The organism is Crocosphaera sp. XPORK-15E, from assembly GCF_034931425.1.
Lineage (GTDB): Bacteria > Cyanobacteriota > Cyanobacteriia > Cyanobacteriales > Microcystaceae > UHCC-0190.
In genome coordinates, this window is sequence record NZ_JAYGHQ010000007.1 from 160,589 (window position 1) to 181,766 (window position 21,178).

At 38.5% G+C, this 21,178-nt stretch carries 23 protein-coding genes and 1 tRNA gene; 14 read left to right on the top strand and 10 right to left on the bottom strand.

From position 1 onward, the window contains the following. Window positions 1-16: 16 nt before the first annotated feature. The 3 genes from VB691_RS09200 to psb34 all read right to left on the bottom strand — a co-directional run bounded on the left by VB691_RS09200 (window position 17) and on the right by psb34 (window position 1,783). Entirely contained in the window at window positions 17-910 is an 894-nt protein-coding gene (locus VB691_RS09200; RefSeq protein WP_323291187.1) for a mechanosensitive ion channel family protein, read from the bottom strand. A gap of 169 nt (window positions 911-1,079) precedes the next feature. Then, a complete protein-coding gene (locus VB691_RS09205) occupies window positions 1,080-1,397 on the bottom strand; it encodes a hypothetical protein (protein WP_323291188.1) in 318 nt (105 codons plus the stop codon). Between the two features lie 53 nt (window positions 1,398-1,450). Next, window positions 1,451-1,783, bottom strand: coding sequence for a photosystem II assembly protein Psb34 (gene psb34, locus VB691_RS09210; RefSeq protein ID WP_323291189.1), 333 nt, complete (start codon window positions 1,781-1,783; stop codon window positions 1,451-1,453). Window positions 1,784-2,267: 484 nt separating this feature from the next. Between psb34 and VB691_RS09215 the strand changes: the two genes are divergently transcribed. The 5 genes from VB691_RS09215 (at window position 2,268) to VB691_RS09235 (ending at window position 5,682) form a co-directional block, all read left to right on the top strand. Then, complete coding sequence (locus tag VB691_RS09215) at window positions 2,268-2,426, top strand: hypothetical protein (RefSeq protein WP_323291190.1); 159 nt, start codon at window positions 2,268-2,270, stop codon at window positions 2,424-2,426. Next, complete coding sequence (locus tag VB691_RS09220; protein WP_323291191.1) at window positions 2,426-2,827, top strand: type II toxin-antitoxin system VapC family toxin; 402 nt, start codon at window positions 2,426-2,428, stop codon at window positions 2,825-2,827. Before VB691_RS09215 ends, VB691_RS09220 begins: the two co-directional genes overlap by 1 nt. 38 nt (window positions 2,828-2,865) lie before the next feature. Continuing rightward, window positions 2,866-3,612, top strand: a complete 747-nt coding sequence (locus tag VB691_RS09225) for an HAD family hydrolase (RefSeq protein WP_323291192.1) — start codon at window positions 2,866-2,868, stop codon at window positions 3,610-3,612. A gap of 66 nt (window positions 3,613-3,678) precedes the next feature. After that, the gene (locus VB691_RS09230) at window positions 3,679-4,296 is read left to right on the top strand and encodes a class I SAM-dependent methyltransferase (protein WP_323291193.1); all 618 of its coding nucleotides are present in this window, start codon (window positions 3,679-3,681) and stop codon (window positions 4,294-4,296) included. Between the two features lie 132 nt (window positions 4,297-4,428). Further along, window positions 4,429-5,682: a dihydroorotase gene (locus tag VB691_RS09235; protein ID WP_323291194.1), complete on the top strand. Its 1,254-nt coding sequence runs from the start codon at window positions 4,429-4,431 to the stop codon at window positions 5,680-5,682. Here the strand turns inward: VB691_RS09235 and VB691_RS09240 are convergent. After that, on the bottom strand, window positions 5,679-7,388 hold the full coding sequence (locus VB691_RS09240; RefSeq protein WP_323291195.1) for a DnaJ domain-containing protein: 1,710 nt from the start codon (window positions 7,386-7,388) through the stop codon (window positions 5,679-5,681). The genes VB691_RS09235 and VB691_RS09240 overlap by 4 nt on opposite strands. A 378-nt stretch (window positions 7,389-7,766) precedes the next feature. On the opposite strand from VB691_RS09240, the gene VB691_RS09245 reads away from it, so the two are divergent. The 3 genes from VB691_RS09245 (at window position 7,767) to VB691_RS09255 (ending at window position 9,567) form a co-directional block, all read left to right on the top strand. Then, on the top strand, window positions 7,767-8,318 hold the full coding sequence (locus tag VB691_RS09245; protein WP_323291196.1) for a L,D-transpeptidase: 552 nt from the start codon (window positions 7,767-7,769) through the stop codon (window positions 8,316-8,318). Between the two features lie 38 nt (window positions 8,319-8,356). Then, window positions 8,357-9,103: a L,D-transpeptidase gene (locus tag VB691_RS09250; RefSeq protein WP_323291197.1), complete on the top strand. Its 747-nt coding sequence runs from the start codon at window positions 8,357-8,359 to the stop codon at window positions 9,101-9,103. 119 nt (window positions 9,104-9,222) lie between these two features. Next, window positions 9,223-9,567 (top strand): SH3 domain-containing protein, encoded by a 345-nt coding sequence (locus VB691_RS09255; RefSeq protein ID WP_323291198.1) that lies wholly within the window; start codon window positions 9,223-9,225, stop codon window positions 9,565-9,567. Window positions 9,568-9,578: 11 nt separating this feature from the next. On the opposite strand, the gene VB691_RS09260 is transcribed toward VB691_RS09255, so the two are convergent. Next, on the bottom strand, window positions 9,579-11,057 hold the full coding sequence (locus tag VB691_RS09260; protein WP_323291248.1) for an NADH-quinone oxidoreductase subunit M: 1,479 nt from the start codon (window positions 11,055-11,057) through the stop codon (window positions 9,579-9,581). 298 nt (window positions 11,058-11,355) lie between these two features. Between VB691_RS09260 and VB691_RS09265 the strand changes: the two genes are divergently transcribed. Then, window positions 11,356-11,583, top strand: a complete 228-nt coding sequence (locus VB691_RS09265) for a hypothetical protein (protein WP_323291199.1) — start codon at window positions 11,356-11,358, stop codon at window positions 11,581-11,583. Between the two features lie 244 nt (window positions 11,584-11,827). Further along, complete coding sequence (locus VB691_RS09270) at window positions 11,828-12,115, top strand: HU family DNA-binding protein (protein WP_323291200.1); 288 nt, start codon at window positions 11,828-11,830, stop codon at window positions 12,113-12,115. Between the two features lie 96 nt (window positions 12,116-12,211). On the opposite strand, the gene VB691_RS09275 is transcribed toward VB691_RS09270, so the two are convergent. The 4 genes from VB691_RS09275 to gshA form a co-directional block, all read right to left on the bottom strand. Continuing rightward, window positions 12,212-12,285 (bottom strand) — tRNA-Met (locus VB691_RS09275). A gap of 124 nt (window positions 12,286-12,409) precedes the next feature. After that, window positions 12,410-14,545 carry a peptidoglycan DD-metalloendopeptidase family protein gene (locus VB691_RS09280; RefSeq protein WP_323291201.1) on the bottom strand — a complete coding sequence of 712 codons (2,136 nt, stop codon included), beginning with the start codon at window positions 14,543-14,545 and terminating at the stop codon, window positions 12,410-12,412. Window positions 14,546-14,946: 401 nt separating this feature from the next. Further along, the gene (locus VB691_RS09285) at window positions 14,947-15,408 is read right to left on the bottom strand and encodes a tRNA (cytidine(34)-2'-O)-methyltransferase (protein ID WP_323291202.1); all 462 of its coding nucleotides are present in this window, start codon (window positions 15,406-15,408) and stop codon (window positions 14,947-14,949) included. Window positions 15,409-15,527: 119 nt separating this feature from the next. Further along, window positions 15,528-16,673, bottom strand: a complete 1,146-nt coding sequence (gene gshA, locus VB691_RS09290; protein WP_323291203.1) for a glutamate--cysteine ligase — start codon at window positions 16,671-16,673, stop codon at window positions 15,528-15,530. Between the two features lie 96 nt (window positions 16,674-16,769). On the opposite strand from gshA, the gene VB691_RS09295 reads away from it, so the two are divergent. Next, entirely contained in the window at window positions 16,770-17,249 is a 480-nt protein-coding gene (locus VB691_RS09295; RefSeq protein ID WP_323291204.1) for a hypothetical protein, read from the top strand. A gap of 154 nt (window positions 17,250-17,403) precedes the next feature. Beyond that, window positions 17,404-17,775 carry a PilZ domain-containing protein gene (locus tag VB691_RS09300; protein WP_323291205.1) on the top strand — a complete coding sequence of 124 codons (372 nt, stop codon included), beginning with the start codon at window positions 17,404-17,406 and terminating at the stop codon, window positions 17,773-17,775. A 19-nt stretch (window positions 17,776-17,794) separates the two neighbouring features. On the opposite strand, the gene VB691_RS09305 is transcribed toward VB691_RS09300, so the two are convergent. Then, the gene (locus tag VB691_RS09305) at window positions 17,795-18,976 is read right to left on the bottom strand and encodes an aldo/keto reductase (protein WP_323291206.1); all 1,182 of its coding nucleotides are present in this window, start codon (window positions 18,974-18,976) and stop codon (window positions 17,795-17,797) included. Between the two features lie 65 nt (window positions 18,977-19,041). Between VB691_RS09305 and VB691_RS09310 the strand changes: the two genes are divergently transcribed. Beyond that, the gene (locus VB691_RS09310; protein ID WP_323291207.1) at window positions 19,042-20,292 is read left to right on the top strand and encodes a folylpolyglutamate synthase/dihydrofolate synthase family protein; all 1,251 of its coding nucleotides are present in this window, start codon (window positions 19,042-19,044) and stop codon (window positions 20,290-20,292) included. Window positions 20,293-20,374: 82 nt separating this feature from the next. Continuing rightward, window positions 20,375-21,115, top strand: a complete 741-nt coding sequence (locus tag VB691_RS09315; protein ID WP_323291208.1) for a cytochrome c biogenesis protein CcdA — start codon at window positions 20,375-20,377, stop codon at window positions 21,113-21,115. The last annotated feature ends 63 nt before the right edge of the window (window positions 21,116-21,178 follow it).

Consider the following 21,178-nt stretch of genomic DNA (forward strand, 5'->3'; position numbering starts at 1 on the left):
GTCATAATTAAATGTTTTAAGAATGATTAGCATATTCTTTTTGATCACTAGGAAGGTAATCATTAAACTCTTGTTGATTGTAATTATAAACAGTTCTAATGGGATAGGGAATGTTAATATTCGCTTGATCAAATGCTTGTTTGATCGCCATAATTACTTGACTTTGAATACGTCGAACATCTGTTTGAGAAGGTGCCGTCCAATAACGGACAACTAAATCAATAGAACTATCACCAAAATTAACCAAATCTACTTCTGGTTCCGGGTTTTCTAATACTCCGTTCATCTCATAAATTGTTTTAAGTAAAATTGTTTTTGCTTGAGGTAAACAAGTATTATAGTCAACACCAACCCCTAAATCTGTACGCCGATAATTGAAGGCAGTTCTTACTTGTACTGCACTGGTAAAAACAGCAGAATTAGGCAATAAAATCCGTTCACCTTGATAGGTAATAATTTGAGTTGTCCGAATATTAATAGATTCAACAGTACCTTCATATTCACCGACAATAATTTGATCATTGATGCGAAAAGGTTCTTGTACTAATAGAAGAATTCCCGCCAAAAAGTTCTTAAAAATGTCTTGAAATGCAAAACCAATGGCAACTGAACTTAACCCCAAAGTTGCAATAACATCTCCTAATCTCAGCCCTGGAAAAGCAGCAACACCAGCGAGAAGACAGCCCGTTACCCAAGCAAGAATATAGCTTGTTTTGGTGAACAAAACTTGTAATGAATGGCTTTTAATTACTTGTTTCCCAATTCTATCAGCTACTTGTTCAATGAAGTCAGCAGCAAAGCGAGTTAACACAAGAATGATAATCGCAAAAATTACAGCAGGTATTCCTTTAATACTACTACTAATTAGATCGTTGATACTGTTAGTGACTGTTTCTAAAATTTGATTCATCTATCTCCATAAACCATGAGATTAAGTATTTTGAGAAGACTGTCTAAAAGGCAAGGTGGGGGGTTTCCCCCACCTTGAAATAACGCCAGAAAAACCAGACGGATTTCTTGAATTAGTTCTTGACAGTTCTGTCCTAATGTAAATGACAGACTATTCAGTTTAAAAGTTCCTATTTAAACTTTTTGGCGGCATTTTCAAAAGAGGATTGTAGATTGTTCCAGGCATTTTCAAACCCAGTTTGAATCTCGATCCAAGCATCTTCCCCTGCTTTTTGAAGTTCTTCAAATTTCTGATAAGCAGCATCTCGTTGGGCTGATAATTCTTCGATTTGACTGTGATATTCAATCTCAGTATCAGCTTTAGCTTGTTGTGCTTTTGCCTTTAGTTCATCTATTTGTGCATTCAGCTTATCCAGTTGTGCTTTAACTTTCTTTTCGTAGGTTTCTTTGTTGAGATTTCGAGTGTTCATGGGTGTCTGAGTAGACATAGATATACCTCTTAATTACAATGTTCAAAAAATGTTGTTTTTTGGTTTATAATCTAGCTAACTTTGATAGCAATGAAGATTAAACCAAGGACAAATACAGTAGCTAGTCCCCCTAGAATCATGTAAGCATATTGCTCTCTAGGAGTGGGATATTTTGCCCCCTGAAGTTTAGGTGTGACTGGATAATTATTGATTAATCCTTCCTGATCAACTGTGTAACCTTTAGTCGTGGTTGGGTTATTTAAACTCTCTTTTTTTTGAGTTTGAGAAACAGGATTATTTGGGGGTTGACTCCCTTCTCGTTTCTCTCTTGCAGCGACTTCTGCTGGAATTAGTTCGCTACCGTCACTATAGTTGTGTTCTAAGGTTTTGGTAGAGGTGTTCATAAGAAAAATGGGTAGAAATCCCGTCCTAAGCGCGATAGGGTCGGACGGCTTGACAATCCCTTTCGGGAAGCTGGTTTTTAATCGCCGATAAGGCCAAGAACCAGCAAACTCGTTTAAGTCCCTTCCCACAACACAACTAAGATGGCTTGTCCGACAACGCCTTACCAATAAGGCTTAGAGGGAATCCGAACTAGGGAAGTATTCGGAAGTCTGTACCAAGTTGTGTCTCAATGTGGTAGTCTCTACTTGCGTTGCCCAAATTGGTCTAGGCAAGCCCCGTCCCTTTTAGGGAGGGGTTAGTGACACATATCTCCGATTCAACAAACAGTGCAGTTTTTTGCTCCGTTATTACTATCATAGGACAAAATTTATACTTTGTCAAGTTATTGTACTAACAAAATACAGTAAAGGGGCTTGAAACCCTGTAAAATCCTGCTATAATCCTGTTAGGACAAATAAAGTACAATGTTAGTATGTAAAGAGAATGGCCATCATTCGTGAGGCATTGGTATCCTGGTTATCTCAACATCAATCACCAACTTGGCCGAAATCCATTCAAAATTTTGAAGGAGATAAGAATATCATTCCCTTTGAATCATATCGCTCCGAATTACTCCCCCCAACAGAAGAAGACTTAATCTAATGACTTATCTGTTAGATACTTGTACCGTAAGCGACTTTGCGAAAGGAGAACGTAACACACTGCGACATATCAAGTTAATGACTCCCAGTGATATCTTTATTTCTTCCATTACATTGATGGAAATTCACTATGGAATGCTCCTTAATCCAGACAGTAACCAGAAAATTCGTTATGTGATAGAAGATTTTCTAGATGTTATCACGATTTCACCCTTTACTGAGACTGAAGCCACCGAAGCAGGCAAAATTCGCACTATCTTGAAAGCGCAGGGTTCTCCTATTAGTGCTTATAATTTGTTGATTGCAGCAACAGCCAAAGTTCATTATCTGACGATTGTTACCTCGAATGTTAAAGAATTTGAGCGAGTGCCAGACTTAAGGGTTATTAACTGGAGAGGATGATACTACAATAAACATGAAATTTTAAGTTTAAGGTACTTATGACTCAATTAAAAGCATTGATTTTTGATGTAGATGGAACTTTAGCAGAAACGGAAAGAGATGGCCACCGTGTCGCTTTTAATCGTGCTTTTTCTGAGGCTGGTTTAGATTGGAATTGGTCAATTGATCTCTATGGTAAGTTATTAGAAGTTTCGGGAGGTAAAGAACGAATTAGTTATTATTTACAACAATATTGTTCTGATGTCAATGAAGATTTATATAACTTAATTCCCCAACTGCATCAAGCGAAAACTCATCATTATCTTGAATTATTATCATCAGGAGAAATAGAATTAAGGTTAGGGGTTAAACGATTAATTGAGGAAGCTTATAATAAAGGAATTAGACTGGCGATCGCAACAACTAGTGCGTTACCTAATGCCTTAGCTTTATTAGAAAAACACCTTGATCCTGATTGGTTTGAAGTTATTGCTGCGGGGGATATTGTTACTAATAAAAAACCATCCCCTGAGATTTATAATTATGTTTTAGACAAGCTAAATTTAGAACCTGGTAATTGTTTGGTTTTTGAAGATTCTTATCAGGGTTTACAAGCCGCTTCTCAAGCTAATCTAACAACAGTCATTACCCGCAATAATTATACTAAACATCAAGATTTTGCTCAAGCAACTCTGGTATTAGAACATTTAGGGGAACTAGACCAACCTTTTACAGTGATTCAGGGAAATGTAACAAAAAAACACTATTTTGATCTAGAATTAGCTTATAATTTAGTTAATAGATAGTGTTTAGGTGGGCAATGCCTACCCTACGCATGAGATCACAGATAAATGTATTTAGGAGTCATTACAATGGGGTTTTATTCTAATGTTATTTTTCCTTGGGGCATTGAATGGATGATGTCTCAATCTCCCTTTCCTGAGTATCGAAAAGAATTATTAAAAGATGTCTCAGGGGACGTTTTAGAAATTGGCTTTGGTACGGGTTTAAATCTGGCTTATTATCCTGAAACTGTTAAACATTTAACGGTTATTGATCCAAATTCAGGGATGAATAGATTTGCTAAAAAGCGTCTTGACACTTCTCAAATTCCTGTTGAGAGTAAAGTATTAGGCGGTGAAAATTTGCCGATGGATGATAACAGTTTTGATGCAGTAGTAAGTACCTGGACATTATGTAGTATTCCCAATGTTGATCAAGCATTATCAGAAATTTATCGCGTCCTAAAACCAGGAGGAAAATTCTATTTTATTGAACATGGGTTAAGTCGTGATCCTAAGATTCAAGTGTGGCAAAATAGACTAACTCCCCTACAAAAAGTTATTGCAGATGGTTGTCATTTGAATCGAGATATAAAACAGTTAGTTGAGAATCATTTTAATAAAGTAACTGTGGAAGAATTTTATGGGTTAGATTTTCCCAAATTTTCAGGGTATATGTATCGAGGTATTGCTACTAAAAATAATTGAGAAGTATAAATTATTTTTTGATGCCATGCCCGGACAAATTTTGATATAATTGCCAACAGTAAATATAGGATTAGTACATTGTGGGCCTATGGCATACGCCCTTTGTTCGATAAGATGCCCTTACAATTCATTATGACAACCCCTACCCTGATTCGACAAATCCGAGTGTTAGATCCTGTTGCTAATAGTAACAAGATCAAAGATATATTAATATTATCGAAAATTATCCAAGAAATTGAACCACATATTCAGGATATTCCCCCAGAAACCACAATTATTGAGGGAAAAGATCTCATTCTTGGCCCTGGTTTAATGGATATGTATAGTTATAGTGGGGAGCCTGGCCACGAAGACAGAGAAACCTTAGACAGTCTAATCCAGTCTGCGATCGCGGGAGGGTTTACCCGTATCGCAATACTCCCCCAAACTATCCCACCTATCGATAATTTAGCCACCTTATCCTATTTACAAAAACAGGCCCAAAGTTTGTCACCATCGATAAAACTCGACTTTTGGGGAAACCTTACCCTCAAAGGAGAAGGAAAACAGATGACAGAATTAGCAGAATTAGGTGCTGCGGGGGTAATAGGGTTTACAGATAACCAAGGAATCGAAAATTTAGGCTTATTAAGACGAATTTTGGAATATCTTAAACCCCTGAAAAAACCAGTCGCAATGGTTGCAGAATTTCCTTCTCTCAAAGGTAACGGGGTGATGCGAGAGGGGTATTCATCCATTAATTATGGCTTACCTGGCAATCCTACCATGACAGAAGCCACCGCAGTCGCCACAATCTTAGAAATGGTAGCCGTAACCCAAACCCCTGTGCATTTGATGCGAATTTCTACCCGTCGCGCAGTAGAATTAATCGCCTGGGGGAAAGCCAGGGGAATTCCGATTACCGCAAGTACCACCTGGATGCACCTGTTATTAGATACAAAGGCGATCGCTAGTTATCATCCTAGTTTACGCTTAGATCCGCCTTTAGGCAACCCAGAGGATCGTCTTGCTTTAATTGACGGCATTTCTCAGGGGATCATTGATGCGATCGCCGTTGATCATCATGGTTATACTTATGAGGAAAAGACTGTTCCCTTTGCGGAAGCACCTCCAGGGGCGATCGGCTTACAATTAGCTTTACCCTTATTATGGCAAGAATTGGTTGAAAAAGGTCAATTGACGGAGTTACAACTCTGGAAAGCATTAAGTAGCAACCCTCGGCAATGTTTAGGTGAAAAATTAACTCCTTTAAAGGCAGGTAAAGCCGCAGATTTTATCATTTTTGAGCCTAAAAAACCCTGGAAAGTTACCCCATTAACCCTGAAATCTTTAGATAGCAATACCCCTTGGTTGGGACAAGAAATTAAGGGACAGGTGATCAGTTAAAACATTAAGTTTAAAAATTGCTCATAAGCTTGATTAATTATTTGCATTTTTTGAATAGCTTCAGGAGAAGAATTAAGATCGGGATGATATTGTCTAGCTAATTGATGATAAGACGATTTAACTTGATCTGCATCAGCGTTTTGTCTTACGTTTAAAATCTCCCACCATTCTGTTGACAAAATAGAATTATACTTTGATTCTTGAGTCCAAATTTTTAGAGTTCCCTTACTACCACCACTAATTAATAATTTTCCATCATTACTAAAAAGAATAGGGTGAGATCCTTTGAGGGTTTCTAGTTTTTTTCTTGAGGGTAAATGCCATAGTATTACTTCTTGATGACTCCCACTTGCTAAAATGTTGCCATCAGGAGTCATTGTCAGTCCTAAAACTCCTTCTGTATGACCAATTAATGTATCAATTAATTCTCCTGTTGATAGTTGCCATAATTTAATAGTTTTATCGGTACTACCACTCACTAAATACTGACCATCAGGACTAATTTTTATTGTGTTAACACTGCCTAAATGTCCTGTCAAAATAGCCAAAGCTTGTGAATGATTAAAATGCCATAATCGAATGGTTTTATCTGCGCTTCCACTGGCAATAATTTGAGCATTAGAATTAATACTAATTGACCATACTATATCAGAATGACCGTTAAATGTTCTTTCAAAATTTCCGTTATAACCATTCCATAAGCGGAGGGTATGATCGCCGCTACTACTAACTAAATATTTTCTATCCGATGTAAAATCAAGGGAAAAAATAGCACCTTTATGACCAAAAGAATAACGAGATTTGGAAAGTGCAGAATTAAGTGTTTTGTCTTGTAAATTCCAAGCACTAATATTATTATCAAAATCACCAGTAACTAGAAGTTTATTGTCAGGACTAATGATAACAGATTGAACTTCTGCGGTTAATCCAAAAAATGTATAAACATGATTTTTCTGGTTTAAATTATACAATTTAACTGTGCGATCTGAACTACCACTAACTAACCAATGATTATCAGAACTAATGGCAATAGAATTAATCACTGCGGTATGTTCATGAATAATTTTTGTGCATTTCCAGGTTACAGTTTCTGATTGATTTTCCTTCGGATTATTTTCAGGTATTTTTCCAGCAGAATTTTGAGAATTTTCAGCATTGTTTTCTTGATTTTTGGTCGATGATGATACTTCTTCTTTGAGTTTTTTAAATTCTTCCTCTATACTATCTTTTGATTCAAATTCTCGCCAGATTTGTTCTTGCTCATATTCTCTTGTTATATCTTCCAAAAATTGTATATTTTCATAATATTTATTTTCATTATTAATGTCTAGAAATGGCTTAGTTAATCCATAAATCCCTAATCCTATCACTCCACCTGTGACGGCCATTGTTCCCATACCAATACCGATAGCTGTTCCCCCAAAACTTAATCCCATCCCTCCAACCATTGCTGATAAGCTAATACCTGAAACCACTCCTAACCCAATGGAGCTTAATGCTATGGTATCCCCTTCTTCAACAGCATTTAAACCACTATAAATGGCTGAACCTGTTATAATTCCCATCGTAGTCATTGTGCCTAGTCCTAGTCCAATTCCTCCAAATCCTCCAACTAATCCTATGCCGCCTATTGTGGAATAAATACTAGCTCCTGTTACTGCACCAGTCCAGATAAAACCGATGCTTTGCTCTAAATTATTGGTCATAATTGATAAATGAATGAGAGGCTATAATCATAATAATAAGATGCCCAAAATAGTTAGAAAAAATAACACTTAGAGATCAATTAGAATTAAGATAGCAAGAGAATGGGGAAAAAGCCAGATGTTAGTTCGTTATGACTTGAGTGATTAGAGCAGAGAAGCGATCGCCACTTAAGAAATTAAACAATTAGAAGATGGTAGCTATGCAGGAAAAATCCCCCAAAAAGATATTAACAATTATAAAAAAAAATGAAATTTTTACCCATTCCCCAAAATGCTAGGCTATATTAGAGTTATAAGCATCCAATCAATCGGTGTCAATAAATCTCCCTAACTAACTTAACTTTTTTTAACAACATTACTTAACAGGTTCAAATAATCATGAATTCCTGGCGGTTTTTCTGTCTCGTTATAGTAGTTTTGTTACCTTTCATGGGAATAAAAGAGCCTACCCTAGCAGCAGAAACAAAACAGACAACTTATCAGATAAATCCGCAATGTCAGAATTGTTTGCGGTTAATTCCATCGGGAATTATCAATCAACAAAAGAACCCTATTTACTTATTAGAAGTATATCATCAGGGGCAACATTTATATACTTTTGAAACCGTAAGTGGTAGAAATTATACCCAAAACAGGAACCGTCACCGAGCAGGTACAGAAGCCCCATTACCCGATGGAAAATATACCATTAGTTCCCGTAGTATACCAGGAACAATTGTGGAAGCGGGGGGAAGATTTATCCCAGTTAAAGCGCAATTTCGGACGGGAAGAAGTGCTTTGGGCATTCATTATGATCCCAGTTATAATAAGAGTAATGGAGAAGATGGCACATCGGGCTGTATTGGCTTAACAACCAGAACCAATTTTGAAACCTTACGACAATTTATTGAAACCTATCGCCCTCAATTATTGATAGTTGATATTCAATAAAAGTCACGGATCTTGCTAGTTTAAATTAGGAATTATTTATGCGTTTAAAACTAATATTAGCTTTTTTAACCTGTTTAGGAGTCTTTGCTTATGTCACGGCTGCTAAACAACAGCAAACCCAGGGGTTAGAGCCATTAGAAACAGAAAAAAATGTTCAACTAACGGCCAATGAGTTGTCAACCCGCAAACAACAGCAATGGCAAGAATTCCGTGAAGTATCAGACTCTCCCTTAGAAGCAAAACCCCCCATTCCCCTCAATGGCGATAGGCCCAGTCTCAAACCCTTAGAACTTCAAGTTAAACAACCGCCTCAAAATCCTGAACCGGAGGTTATTCCCCCTATTTCTCAAGAAAATTATATGACCCTAACCCCCACGAATACCAGCAACGCTTTAGGGAACCCTATTTATGAACTGCGACTTTATGCCAAGGGTCAGTTAATTGGTAATTATGCCACTGTTACCGGACAAGCAACCACCCAACAAAAAAACCGTCACCAAGAAGGCACAGAAGCCCCCTTACCAGATGGAAAATACGCGGTAGCTAATACTGCCGTTGCAGGGACTGAACCGGAAGTAGGGGAACTATTTTTGCCCATTCAACCCTTATTCTCGACGGGACGTACAGCATTAGGCATTCATTATGATCCTTCCTTTCAGAAAACCAATGGAGAAGACGGGACTCATGGATGTATTGCTTTAACCCAAAAACAAGACCTTGAGCAAGTATTGCATTACATCTACACCTATCAACCCCAATATCTTGAAGTCACAATTGAATCTTAAGACTTGTTGCAGAATTCTGGAATAAGGAACAGGAAACGGGATTAATTTTTTAGAAACAGCGAAACCTTTAACTTCTTACTTCTTAACTTCTTACTTCTCACCCACCGGAGGATAAAACCATGTTAAAAACCCTGATAACTAGCGCAATTTTGTTAAGTCTTGCCGTTTTACCCAGTCAAGCACAATTTGGCCCAGCCTGTGGCCCCAGTGATGGTAACTGTCGGCCGGGTACTGGGGGAGAAAACCCCTATGGTCGAGTTTGTACTAATCAGAGAAATGGCCGTCTTTCCATGAGAACAGGCCCAGGACAAAACTATAGTAAAGTGACAGAAATTCCTAACGGGAATTATGTGGCACTCTCCCAAGGAGAATATGGCCCTGATGGAATTTATTGGTGGCGGGCTAACTATAATGGCCGAGGCGGTTGGGTACGCTCAGATTTTGTTTGCAATGACCCCCAATAACCATAAGTCCATTATTTCAACAGAGCGACTTCTGGCTTTCCGGTTAACAAGAGTCCTACTTGGGGTTCATTCCACCGCACCATCCAACCTGGTTGGATACCTAATACCAGAATAAAAATGGCTAAGACAAAGGCCGGAAGACGCTCAGACCATAAAACGGGGGGAATTTTGGCTAATTCGGGAGTTAAGCGACCAAAAAAGACACGGTTGACCATCAATAAGAAATAAACCGCCGTTAAACCACTGCCAATTAAACAGAACAAAGTTTGTATGGGGAAGATAGGAAAACTACCCCGAAAGACCAAAAACTCGGCAATAAATCCCACCATCCCTGGAATTCCTGCACTGGCCATCACCCCCATAATAGTTAGGGTGCCGATAATGGGTAAACCCCGTTGAGGATTTAACAAACCCCGTAAATAGTCAACATCACGGCTTCCTGTCTTCTTATAAACAACTCCCACCAACAGGAATAACAGGGCTGAGATTAAACCATGACTAACCATTTGAAAAGTCGCGGCCGTGATACTTAAGCGAGTTGTAGCAGCGGCAGCTAATAAAATATAAGCCATGTGAGCAATAGAAGAATAGGCAACCACTTTTTTCATATCCTTCTGGACAATGGCACAGGAAGCCCCATATAAGGCACTAATAGCCGCTAAGGTTGCTAACCAGGGGGCAAGATAAGTCCAGGCATCTAGAAATAACCCGACTCCAAACCGCAATAACCCATAAGTGCCTAATTTTAATAATACCCCGGCTAATAAGACAGAAACTGGGGTAGAGGCTTCCACGTGAGCATCAGGCAACCAAGTATGAAAGGGGAAAATCGGGATTTTAATGGCTAAGCCAATCAACAATGGGGCCAGTAAAATTAATTGAGTGGATAAGGGTAAGGTATGAGAGCGTAAAGGCTCATAGTCAAAGGTTGATGCCCCTGAGAGCCAGACTAAGCCTAAAAATGAAATCAACACCAAAAAGCCCGAAGCCGCCGTATACAGCAGAAATTTCATGGCTGCATAACCCCGTTTTGGGCCGCCCCAGATCGCAATGAGGAAATAGAGGGGGATAATTTCTAATTCATAGAACAGGAAAAATAACAATAAATCTTGGGCTAAAAATGCCCCCGCAACCCCACTGTTAAGAATTAAAATCAGGGCATAATAAAACCGCGATCGCTCAATGGTTTTACTACTGCTATAAATGGCAATTAAACTTAATAAACTATTGAGAAAAATCAAGGGAAAGGATAATCCATCCACCCCTAAATGATAATTTAAACCAAGACCAGAAATCCAAGGTAAATACTCAGTAAACTGGATATGGGGATTGGTTGGATCAAATTGTAGGCCAAGGACTATGGTTAATACCAGAAGGATACTTGCAGTAATTATTGCCAAGGAGCGATAGACTGTTTCTTCTAGCTTGCCTGGTAAAAACGCGATCACAATAGCACCAACCAACGGTATCCAAATTAAGGCACTGAGTATCATTAATTTTGTTACTCCCAATAATTAAAATGGTCAAGAACGACGGACAGATAATAGGGTTAATTTTATACCGAAACGACCATTCCCGTTGCTTTAGCGGCCAATTTCTCTAAATTAGTATCTCAGAGTTAACCTCACCCTTTAGGAAGTTCAAATGTTCTATATATAAAGTTATGTTATGAATCCTTGATAATCTTCCAAGACTTCTGTAACAATTAATACAGAAATTATTTTATTTTGTTTTGTTTTGTTTGTCTTCTCATCTCCCATCTCATTTTGTATATTAAGCTAAAAAACCATGAATTTTGAAGATTTAGACCAAAAAGAAGCTCGTAAATATTCCTCTGGCCGACCTGTTGAGCTAAAGCAACGGCCTGGTAAGATTTATGTTATTGCCGAATATGACCCGATGATGGTTCCTCCCGTGTGGTTAAAAGATGATCCCATGCCACACTATCCCCATGAACTACGACTAATGAATAGTTTATTCTGCTTATTGTCCCCGAAACATCATCAGGCGGCTTAAACCTAAGTTTAATTTGATATTTGGCGAGTTTAAAAAAAGATAAGCAGTTTAAATATACAACAGATCAGCAATGCTCACATTATCTGACTAAAAAATAACACGAGTTGGGTAAGGCCTAGACATGAGGGGAAGGCCAAGAAATTTGACGCTTAAAAAAAAAGCTAATTTTTGTCTCTTTTTTCGTGATCTTAGGGTAAAACTTCCGCTATAATCAGCCTCAGTCAGAATTGTTGATTAAGTAACAATGAATAAAGAAGATCTCGTCAATACCATCGCCGCTAAGACTCGTCTCACCAAAAAAGAAACGAGTCAAATTCTCGATGCCCTTACAGATACCATTATGGAAACTGTTGCATCAGGTGACAAAGTTGTTTTAGTCGGATTTGGTACATTTGAACCCAGAGACAGAAAGGAACGGAAAGGGATGAACCCCCAAACAGGCCAACCGATCACGATTCCTGCTACTACTGTTCCTGCATTTTCTGCGGGAAAAGTCTTCAAAGAAAAGGTTGTCGAATCTATCGAGATCTAGATCAAGATTGTTGGCAACTCGTTTAAAGTTCCCCGCCGTTTACACGGTGGGGAACTTTATTAACGAACTCGTCAAATGACAAATAATTAGTTTAAATGGCTCAAGGGTGATTTGAACACCCGACCTTGGGCTTATGAGTCCCCTGCTCTAACCAACTGAGCTACTGAGCCGATTTTTTTACACCTTTTCTATGGTATACCAAGATTCACAAAATGTCTAGTCCCAAAAAAAGATCAGAGAAAAATTTTCCTCTGATCTATCCCATCGCTCGACTCAACAAACAGAAGTAATCATTTATGATCTGCTCTTAGGCAAAAAGGCGATCGGATTTTGAGCGGCTTTACCATTAGGATGAATTTCAAAATGAAGATGAGGGCCGGTGCTATAACCCGTGCTGCCCATTTCAGAAATCTGTTGTCCTTGATCAACCTGTTGGCCACGACGGACTAAAATGCGGCTATTGTGAGCATATAAGGTAATACTGCCATCAGGATGACGTACCTTAACCAAATTGCCGTAACCGCCCGAATTCCAGCCAGCATAAACCACTTCTCCAGGAGCAGCAGCCATAATAGGCGTTCCCACGGGAGCCGCAATATCTAAACCTTTGTGCATTCTGCCCCAACGTCGGCCAAACCCAGAAGTAATTACGCCTTTGCTGGGCCAAATATAACCCGTAAACTTAGTAGGCGCACCAGGCAGATAATCATCAGGGTTAGATAAACCAGGAAGTTCAGGGCCCACATTGGTTCCTACGGGAATTTGGAAGGCATCATTATAAAAACCTGGGTCAGTGGGAGCCGTGCTAATTAATTGCGGTTTTTCTTGGTCTGATCGTTGCCCAAGGATTTCTTGAGGTGACTTACGAGCTTGACGGCGGTCATTTTTCCATTCAGAGTTAACGGTTTCCCCAACCACTGTCTGACTTGCATCTTCCGTGCGGTAAGGTTCCACATTAATCGAGATCGATTGAGGTTGTTGACTATAGTCTTGCTGAAGGCTAACAATATCCGATCTCAATTTCTCTGTGTAAGCTTCTTGGGCAGTGGCCACGGAAATTTCGCGCTGATTTTGAGTCACGAAACTTCTTTGAGCCGTATTACCCCGTAGTGGCAACTTATTCACCGAAGCTGATAAAGGAGACGAAGCAAAACTTTGGTTTCTTGCCCCATTATTCGCCAAGGTTGTTTTTTGGGGAATGACTAAAGTTTGATGAACTTTAATCAAATTGGGATTTGTAATACCATTGGCACGAATTAATTCAGTGGCGGAGATGCCATGGCGACGAGCGATACTGTTTAAGGTATCTCCTGGACGAATTTGGTAACTTTTCTGCGTGACAACCACTTGGGGTTGAGGGACAATGGCTGTCGGCTGTCTGAAGGAAGTTTGTTGAGGTGCTTGTAAATTTGTTTCTGAAGCATCTTGGGAAGACTGAGCTTCGGGAGAAATTACAGGAATAGAAATAGGTTGCTCTTGCTCAGCTTTGGCTGTAGTTTGCTGTCTCACCGAGGGAACAGCAGGCAAAGTGGACAGAGATGGGGTTTTAGGTTCCGTGTCTTCTTGTCGAGACACACCCGCAGAAGCCACGTTTTCTTTGGGCTGAGGGGGGGTAGAATTCCCGGTTGGGGATTTAATTTCTGGAATCGTCAGGGGAACGTTTGAAGTAGAAGAAACAGCTTCACTCTCAGGCCCTAAAACCGGGATCTCAATAGCTTGAGCTACCTCGGTTTTAGCCGATGGGTTGGTCAATTTTGAGGAGGTTTCAGGAACCGTTAAGGATTGACTCACATCAGAGACATCAGCCACTACGCTGTTTGTTTGTACATTGGTCTGAGATTTTTCGGTTTTAAGCTCCGCTAGGCTATCTTGCAGACGCTTACGAGTTTCTCTAAGGTGATCGAGGGAAGTGTTGATCGGTTTAGTAGCGACTAAATCAGTCTCTGGGTTGGGGGAGACAGTTGCTTTTCCAGTGACTTTCTCAGCAGATTTTCTAACGGAAGGAATCTTAATAGTTTGTCCTGGTTCTAGGTCAGCAGTTATCGCTAGATTATTAGTAAGGGCAATTGATTCTGATGAGACTTGGTATTCCTTAGCCAATTGTTGAAGGGATTCCCCAGGCTGCACCTTATGCTTCAGGGCTAGGGGGGCTAATTGACCTTGTTCTATATCTGAGTGGGAAACTGTTGGTAGGCTAGGAATGGATGGATTAGCTGCGATCGCTGCCTTTTCCTGACTGAGTATCATACCCGTGGCACTCATGGAAATGGCTAGGCCAATCATGGCAGCAGAGCGACGTACCCGACTTTTATGGTCATTGGGGGTCAATTTATTCAGGGTTTCCTCTAAAGTGGGGTCTACGGATGCCTGGGGGCAATCGGCGAGACAAGAGGAAATCTCGGTTGCTTTGTTGGTGAGTGTATCTTTCAAAAAAAACCTCCTAGTGTGTGAACGAGCGATTTAGGAATTAAATGAGTCAGTTGGGATTGTTTTTTCGTGAGTAGATCCTATCAGGGTTTATTTTTAACCAGGATCGCTAATTAAGTCAATATACCTAATCAGTCTGTTATGAAAGGTTAACTTGTTTTGGTAATTTTAAACAAGTCTGAGTTATTTACAATTTACATCAGGAATTCTTAATCTATCGTTTTAAGATGCGAGTCCGTAGACGAATCCCCTGGCTCAAAGGTTTCCTCCTGGTCAATTTTTCCTGGCAATTTCCTCGGTTTGGGGCTTATAGACTGGGAAATTGAGGCCCTCAGCAAATCTTTATGTTCTCTTAAAGATTTGGCAATCGGTTGGGGGGGCAATGATAACAATTTCTTATGGAATTAGTGCAAATAATCTAATTGTCTTAAGGCTTCAAATAACCCAATGGCGACACTTACGGAGAGATTTAAGCTCCGAATTTCGGGATTAATCATGGGAATTTTGAGGACTTGATCGCAAACGGTTAAAATCTCTGGGGGCAGTCCATCGGTTTCGCTACCAAATAGGAGCCAGTCATCATCCTGAAATGTACAATCGCCATAACAAGACTTACCCCTAACACTAAAGCCAATTAATCGCCCTTGCTGTTGTTGATAATAGGCCTGAAATGCCTCAAGATCAGGATGGTAATGTAAATTTACTTCGGGCCAATAATCTAATCCTGCCCGTTTCAAATAGCGATCGCTTAATTCAAACCCTAAGGGGCCAACTAAATGAAGCTCAGTTTTTGTTGCGGCACAGGTTCGGGCAATATTACCCGTATTTGGCGGAATTTGGGGATTAACTAAAACAACCCTAGGCATAAGAATCTATAGTTTTTTGTTATCTATCGCCAATAAGGCGTGAATCATTGGAATTACTCAACATATCGCCAAAGTAAATTAAGAAAACTTATGTATTTTCTGAAAATCTTAATAATTACTCAAGCAACTAAGAGGCTATCACAGAGTTGATCTTCTAAGGAGGCTTCGACTTGAGCCACCTTTGCAATTTCTTGGGTCACAATGGAGGAAATAGCTTGTCCTGAATCATATTTTTGTAGCCACTGCTGAGCCAAATTACCATCCCGGAGGATTTTTTTGATTGGGGTCAGAAAACAGCTAAATCCTCCCTGTTTCGCCCAGGGCCAAACCTCTTGATACAATTGCTCAATCCATTCTTTCGCCAGAATAGTGCGGCCATCTTGCCAATGATAAAGTGATGCGTCTAAACTATGTTGAGCGACGGCCATTTCATTTTTTTCGGTGATCTCTAATAAGGTTTCGGGGGATAATTGACTTTGGGGCAAAGGATCTAGAGTCGGATCATCAAGCATTTGCAGCAGACGGGACTCTAATAAAGCGATCACAGCTAACAAGGCGATCGGATCAACAATTAAGTCACAAATTCTCAATTCTAGGCGATTAAGATGGTAAGGACGATTATCCCCATTGGGCCGCACTGACATCCACAAATGCCGCACATTTTGCATGGTTTTCAGGCGTAATTGTTCTTCTGTCCACTGAATAAAGTGGGCATGACTTTCAAAGAAAGGCACATGAGAGGGGGTTTGGGGAAACATTTGCCAGCGAGTAGAATGATACCCTGTGGCCTGGCCATCCAGAAACGGGGAGGAAGCACTCAGAGCCAGATATAAGGGGGCTTCAACCCGCACTAAACGGCAGGCACGCATTAAGATATCAGGATCACTAATACCGATATTAATATGAACACTGGCGGTCACAACTTTGGTGCCGTAAGTCTGTTCAATGTAGGTATGATAAGGGTTTTGGGGATCTGAGCGATAAAATTGGCTACTATCCCCCAAGGATAAGGTGCTTCCTGGAATCAGGGTATAATCTCCCATTTTCTCTAAATACTGCCGCAGATTACGTCGAGGCCGTACCAGGGAACATAATAGGTGATCGTAGCAACACAGTGGGGCCGTTGTATACTCAACGTTACGACTATCGGGTTCTCGAACAAACTCATTAAGATCTTTGGTAATGCGATCGGATAATCCAATGATCTCTCCTTGGGATGTCCCCGTATACATTTCTACTTCAACGCCTTTGGATAGTCGTGCCATGATTCCTCTGGATAGCTTGGCATGGTTTGCCTCATCTCTTTATATTATTAATGATCTTGTAGTTGGTTTCTACTTTTTTTTATTGTTTGCTGATTTATGAATTATCTTTTACTGAGTTTTTATATCTGTTTTGGGGTTAATTTTCTCATGATTCCCGATCAAAGCATTGATCAATCTCAGTTAGTTTTTTCTCTGGATCAAACCTTGGATAAGAATCCTTCTCTGGTTAATTCTATTTCGTTAAAAGAAGCACAAGATTTGATTCCTGGGATTTGGCGTGGGTTTCATGAAACAGGAGAATTCACGGTTTATTATGGTTATCAATTTCGCAGTGATGGGACATTTTGGGCTAGACATCGGGTTTATGAAGGGGACAAAACCATTGAAGATAAAATTTGGCAAGGGCAATGGGAATTTGAGGGCGATCAGGTGACAGTATCAGGGACTAATCGAGAAAATCCTGATGATTCTCTGAATTTCCGGTTTCTGTTGACCACAGACTTTAAATTGACTTATCAGGAGGGATCTTTATCTGAGGTTTATAAATCTATGAAGTTAACTAAAATCAGTCAGTAGAGAATCTCTGTACTTCAGTATAAACACCCTAAACTTTAACAGTTAACCGAAAATATACCTACAATTAGGCTTAGGTATTTAAGGGAATTTACGGATGGCAAAAATATCAAAATACTTTAATAATTAAGTAGAAACAACATGAAATGAAGGAATTATGTCTGATTTACCCCCCGATAACACCAGTATTAATCAAGCTATTATCTCTCTATCTAATCAAAGAAAAAGTAAAAGAATTAATCTCAACAAAGGAAGCTTGATTAAATTGGTTTTTAATCAGCAACAAATTAATCTTCCTTCTGAGGGAGTAATTATTGATGATTCTTTTCATGGATGTGGTTTAATGGTTGAGAGTGAAGAAAAGTTATCTCCCGAACAATCATTTCTCATTTTAATGCAGGGAATGGAACCTATTCCCGCCCAAATTGTTTGGAGTCAACAAATCGAAAATAATCAATTTAGGTTAGGGGTTAAATATGTAACTTCTAAATCAGTAAAGACTAAAATATTTTTCCAGAAAACTCATTAGTTATCAACTTATTCTAAGATTAACTTTGAGACAGTCTTTGCACGGATTCGCCACCTAATAATTGATGAGCTTCTGCCAATAACTGAGGTATTTTATCTCGGTGAGGACTCTTAATTAAGCAATCTTTAAAGTCAAATTTATGGGACTTTTCTGCATTTTTGCCAGGGAACCAATCTCCCCCATTACCTAACAAATTATATCGCATTTTAGCATAGTCAAGCATATCATAAGCCAACACTAAATTTCTGAGCCATAAAATAATTGGAATGTTAATATTTCCTGGAGTTTGATGATGTTCTGGTAGTCCAATATGCCAGGTTTTTACCCAATTTTCTCCTAAAATATTAATAGCTTCTTGTTCTAATTTATTAATAATTAGTGGTAAAACTTGATCTGAATTTCCTAATAATGATAAGGTTTTTAGATGTTCATCAAAATCCGTTGGACAGGATGCACCTAAACTAAGGGTATGAACTTGAGGATGGGATAAACAAAATAAATCATTAAATACCATTGGACTTAAAGGTTGACATAATTCAACTAATTTTTGTGGGGGTTGATAGAGTTTTCCTCCTTTATCAGATGGACTAATAATAAAGACTCCCATATCATATTTTTTTGCTGTTTCTATGGCAGACCAATTGCTTTGATTGATATAATACCAATGGAGATTAACATAATCAAAACAATCGGTTTCAATTGTTTTTGTAATGACATCGGTTGGCCCGTGAGTTGAGAAACCAATAAAGCGAACTTTTCCCTGTTTTTGTAATTTTCTCGCTTCGTCTAAACACCCTCCTGGACTTAGACAATAATCTAACGTTTCCTTGCTATTAATGCCATGTAATCCCAATAAATCAACATAATCTAATTGAAGATATTTTAAAGATTGATTAAATTGATTACGGAATTCTTTAACATCTTTTTTGGGGGATACTTTAGTTTGAACAATTAATTTTTCTCTGGGAATTTTTGGCAAAATCTTGCCCAATTGCATTTCAGAAGTCCCATATCCCCTAGCGGTTTCAATATGATTAATTCCTAGTTCTAAGGAACGTTGAATTGTTGCTTCTAAATTTCGCTGATTTTCTTTGGGAACTAACAATGCAGGAACATCTTGCCATTTATATTGATAGCGCATTCCTCCACAGGAAAATAGGGGCATTTGTAATTCTGTGCGGCCAAATCTTCGATAGTGCATAATGGGTTGCTTTCTAGAACTTAAGTGTTTATGATAATTAAATGATTACATACTATTATAAACTAATGTCAATTGATTTGTTACTCAAACCCTTTCAACATTTTGGTGTTCATTTAGGTTTAGATCGTATCCAAACCTTATTAGCTGATTTGGGAAACCCTCATCATTCTATTCCCATTATTCATGTTGGTGGAACCAATGGCAAGGGATCAGTTTGTGCTTATCTATCTTCAATTTTAACAGAAGCAGGTTACAATGTGGGGCGTTATACCTCACCGCATTTAATAGACTGGACAGAAAGAATTTGTCTCAATAATCAACCAATTGGTGAATCCAAATTAATAGAAATATTAATTAAAATTCAAAACATTATTGATTCTTATCCAGAAAGTCCGACACAATTTGAAGTCATTACTGCTGCTGCTTGGGTTTATTTTGCTCAACAAAAAGTAGATATTGCTGTGATTGAAGTAGGGTTAGGAGGGCGGTTAGATGCAACTAATGTTTGTGAACAATCTTTAGTGAGTGTCATTACTTCTATTAGTCGAGAACATTGGCAAGTTTTAGGGGATACTATCTCAGAAATTGCTAAGGAAAAATCAGGTATTTTTAAGCCTGGTTGTCCAACTATTATTGGCCCCGTTTCTAGGGAAGCTGAATTAGTTTTTAAGGCGCGGATTCAACAATTAAATTGTCCGTCTATTTGGGTTAAACCTGCCATCTATATTAAAGATAATTGGGCCAAATATCAAGATATTGAATATCCCTTACCCTTGTTAGCTCAAATGCAGTTAAGTAATTCTGCTATTGCTATTGAAACAGTAAAATGTTTACAACAAAAAGGTTGGAATATTCCCTTAACTGCCATTCAAAATGGCATGGCAAAAACTCAATGGTTGGGCAGATTACAATGGGTAAAATGGCAAAATACTTCTATTTTAGTAGATGGGGCCCATAATCCAGCATCTGCTGAGATGTTACGCAATTATGTTGATACTTTTGGAAAATCTATTACTTGGGTGATGGGAATTTTATCAACAAAAGAACATGATAAAATTTTTCAGGCATTACTTAAAATCAATGATAGTTTATATTTAGTTCCTGTTCCGAATTGTGATAGTAAAAAAACAGAAGATTTGGCTAAATTAGCAGTTAATATTTGCCCTGAATTAGCCACGATTAAAACCTTTGAAACTGTTTTTGATGCGTTAGATACAGCCATTAATAATTTTACATCAGATAAGTTAATTGTTTTGTGTGGTTCTCTTTATTTAGTCGGGTATTTTTTGACAAACATACAATCAACTAACAAGTAAATATACATGATTAACAGATGACTTCTTAATTCTTTTTAAAATAAGCTATAATAGAAGGTAGCCATTAAGCTATTATTCCATTATGCTAGAGATCTTACAAAACCAAGCTTATTACCTAGAACAATTTGCTAATAAACTGGTTTCTACACAATTAAATCATCTCAGTTTGGTAAGTATTGCTATCATTTTTTTAGCAGGACTTTTAACCAGTTTAACCCCTTGTATGTTGTCAATGTTACCGATTACAGTTGCTTATATTGGGGGTTATGAATCTCAAGGAAAATTACAGGGAGTGATCCAATCAACTTGGTTTTCTTTGGGGTTAGCAACAACTTTGGCAGGTTTGGGAATTTTAGCAGCTTCCCTCGGAAAAATTTATGGACAAATTGGCTTAGGATTACCTATTTTTGTTAGTATAATTTCTATTTTAATGGGCTTAAATTTGTTAGAATTAATCCCTTTAAGGTTTCCCTCTTTCGGTGGAAGTGATTGGATTACAGATGAACTACCTGCGGGAGTTCGTTCCTATTCTTTAGGCTTAACATTTGGGTTAATTGCTTCCCCTTGTAGTACCCCAGTTTTAGCCACTTTGTTAGCTTGGGTTGCCACTAAACAAGATTTGATGTTAGGGGGTGTGTTACTATTATCTTATACCGCTGGTTATGTGATGCCTTTAATTTTAGCTGGAACCTTTACAGCTACCATCAAAAAACTGTTAGAATTGCGTCGTTGGTCTGCTTGGATAAATCCAGTTAGTGGGGTTTTATTAATTGGTTTTGGAATGTTTTCTTTGTTGTCTAGATTGCCATTAGGCAGGTTTTAACCAAAAAGTAAAACCACAATAAATGGAATACTACTCAATTCTAAAAATATTCTTAACACCTCC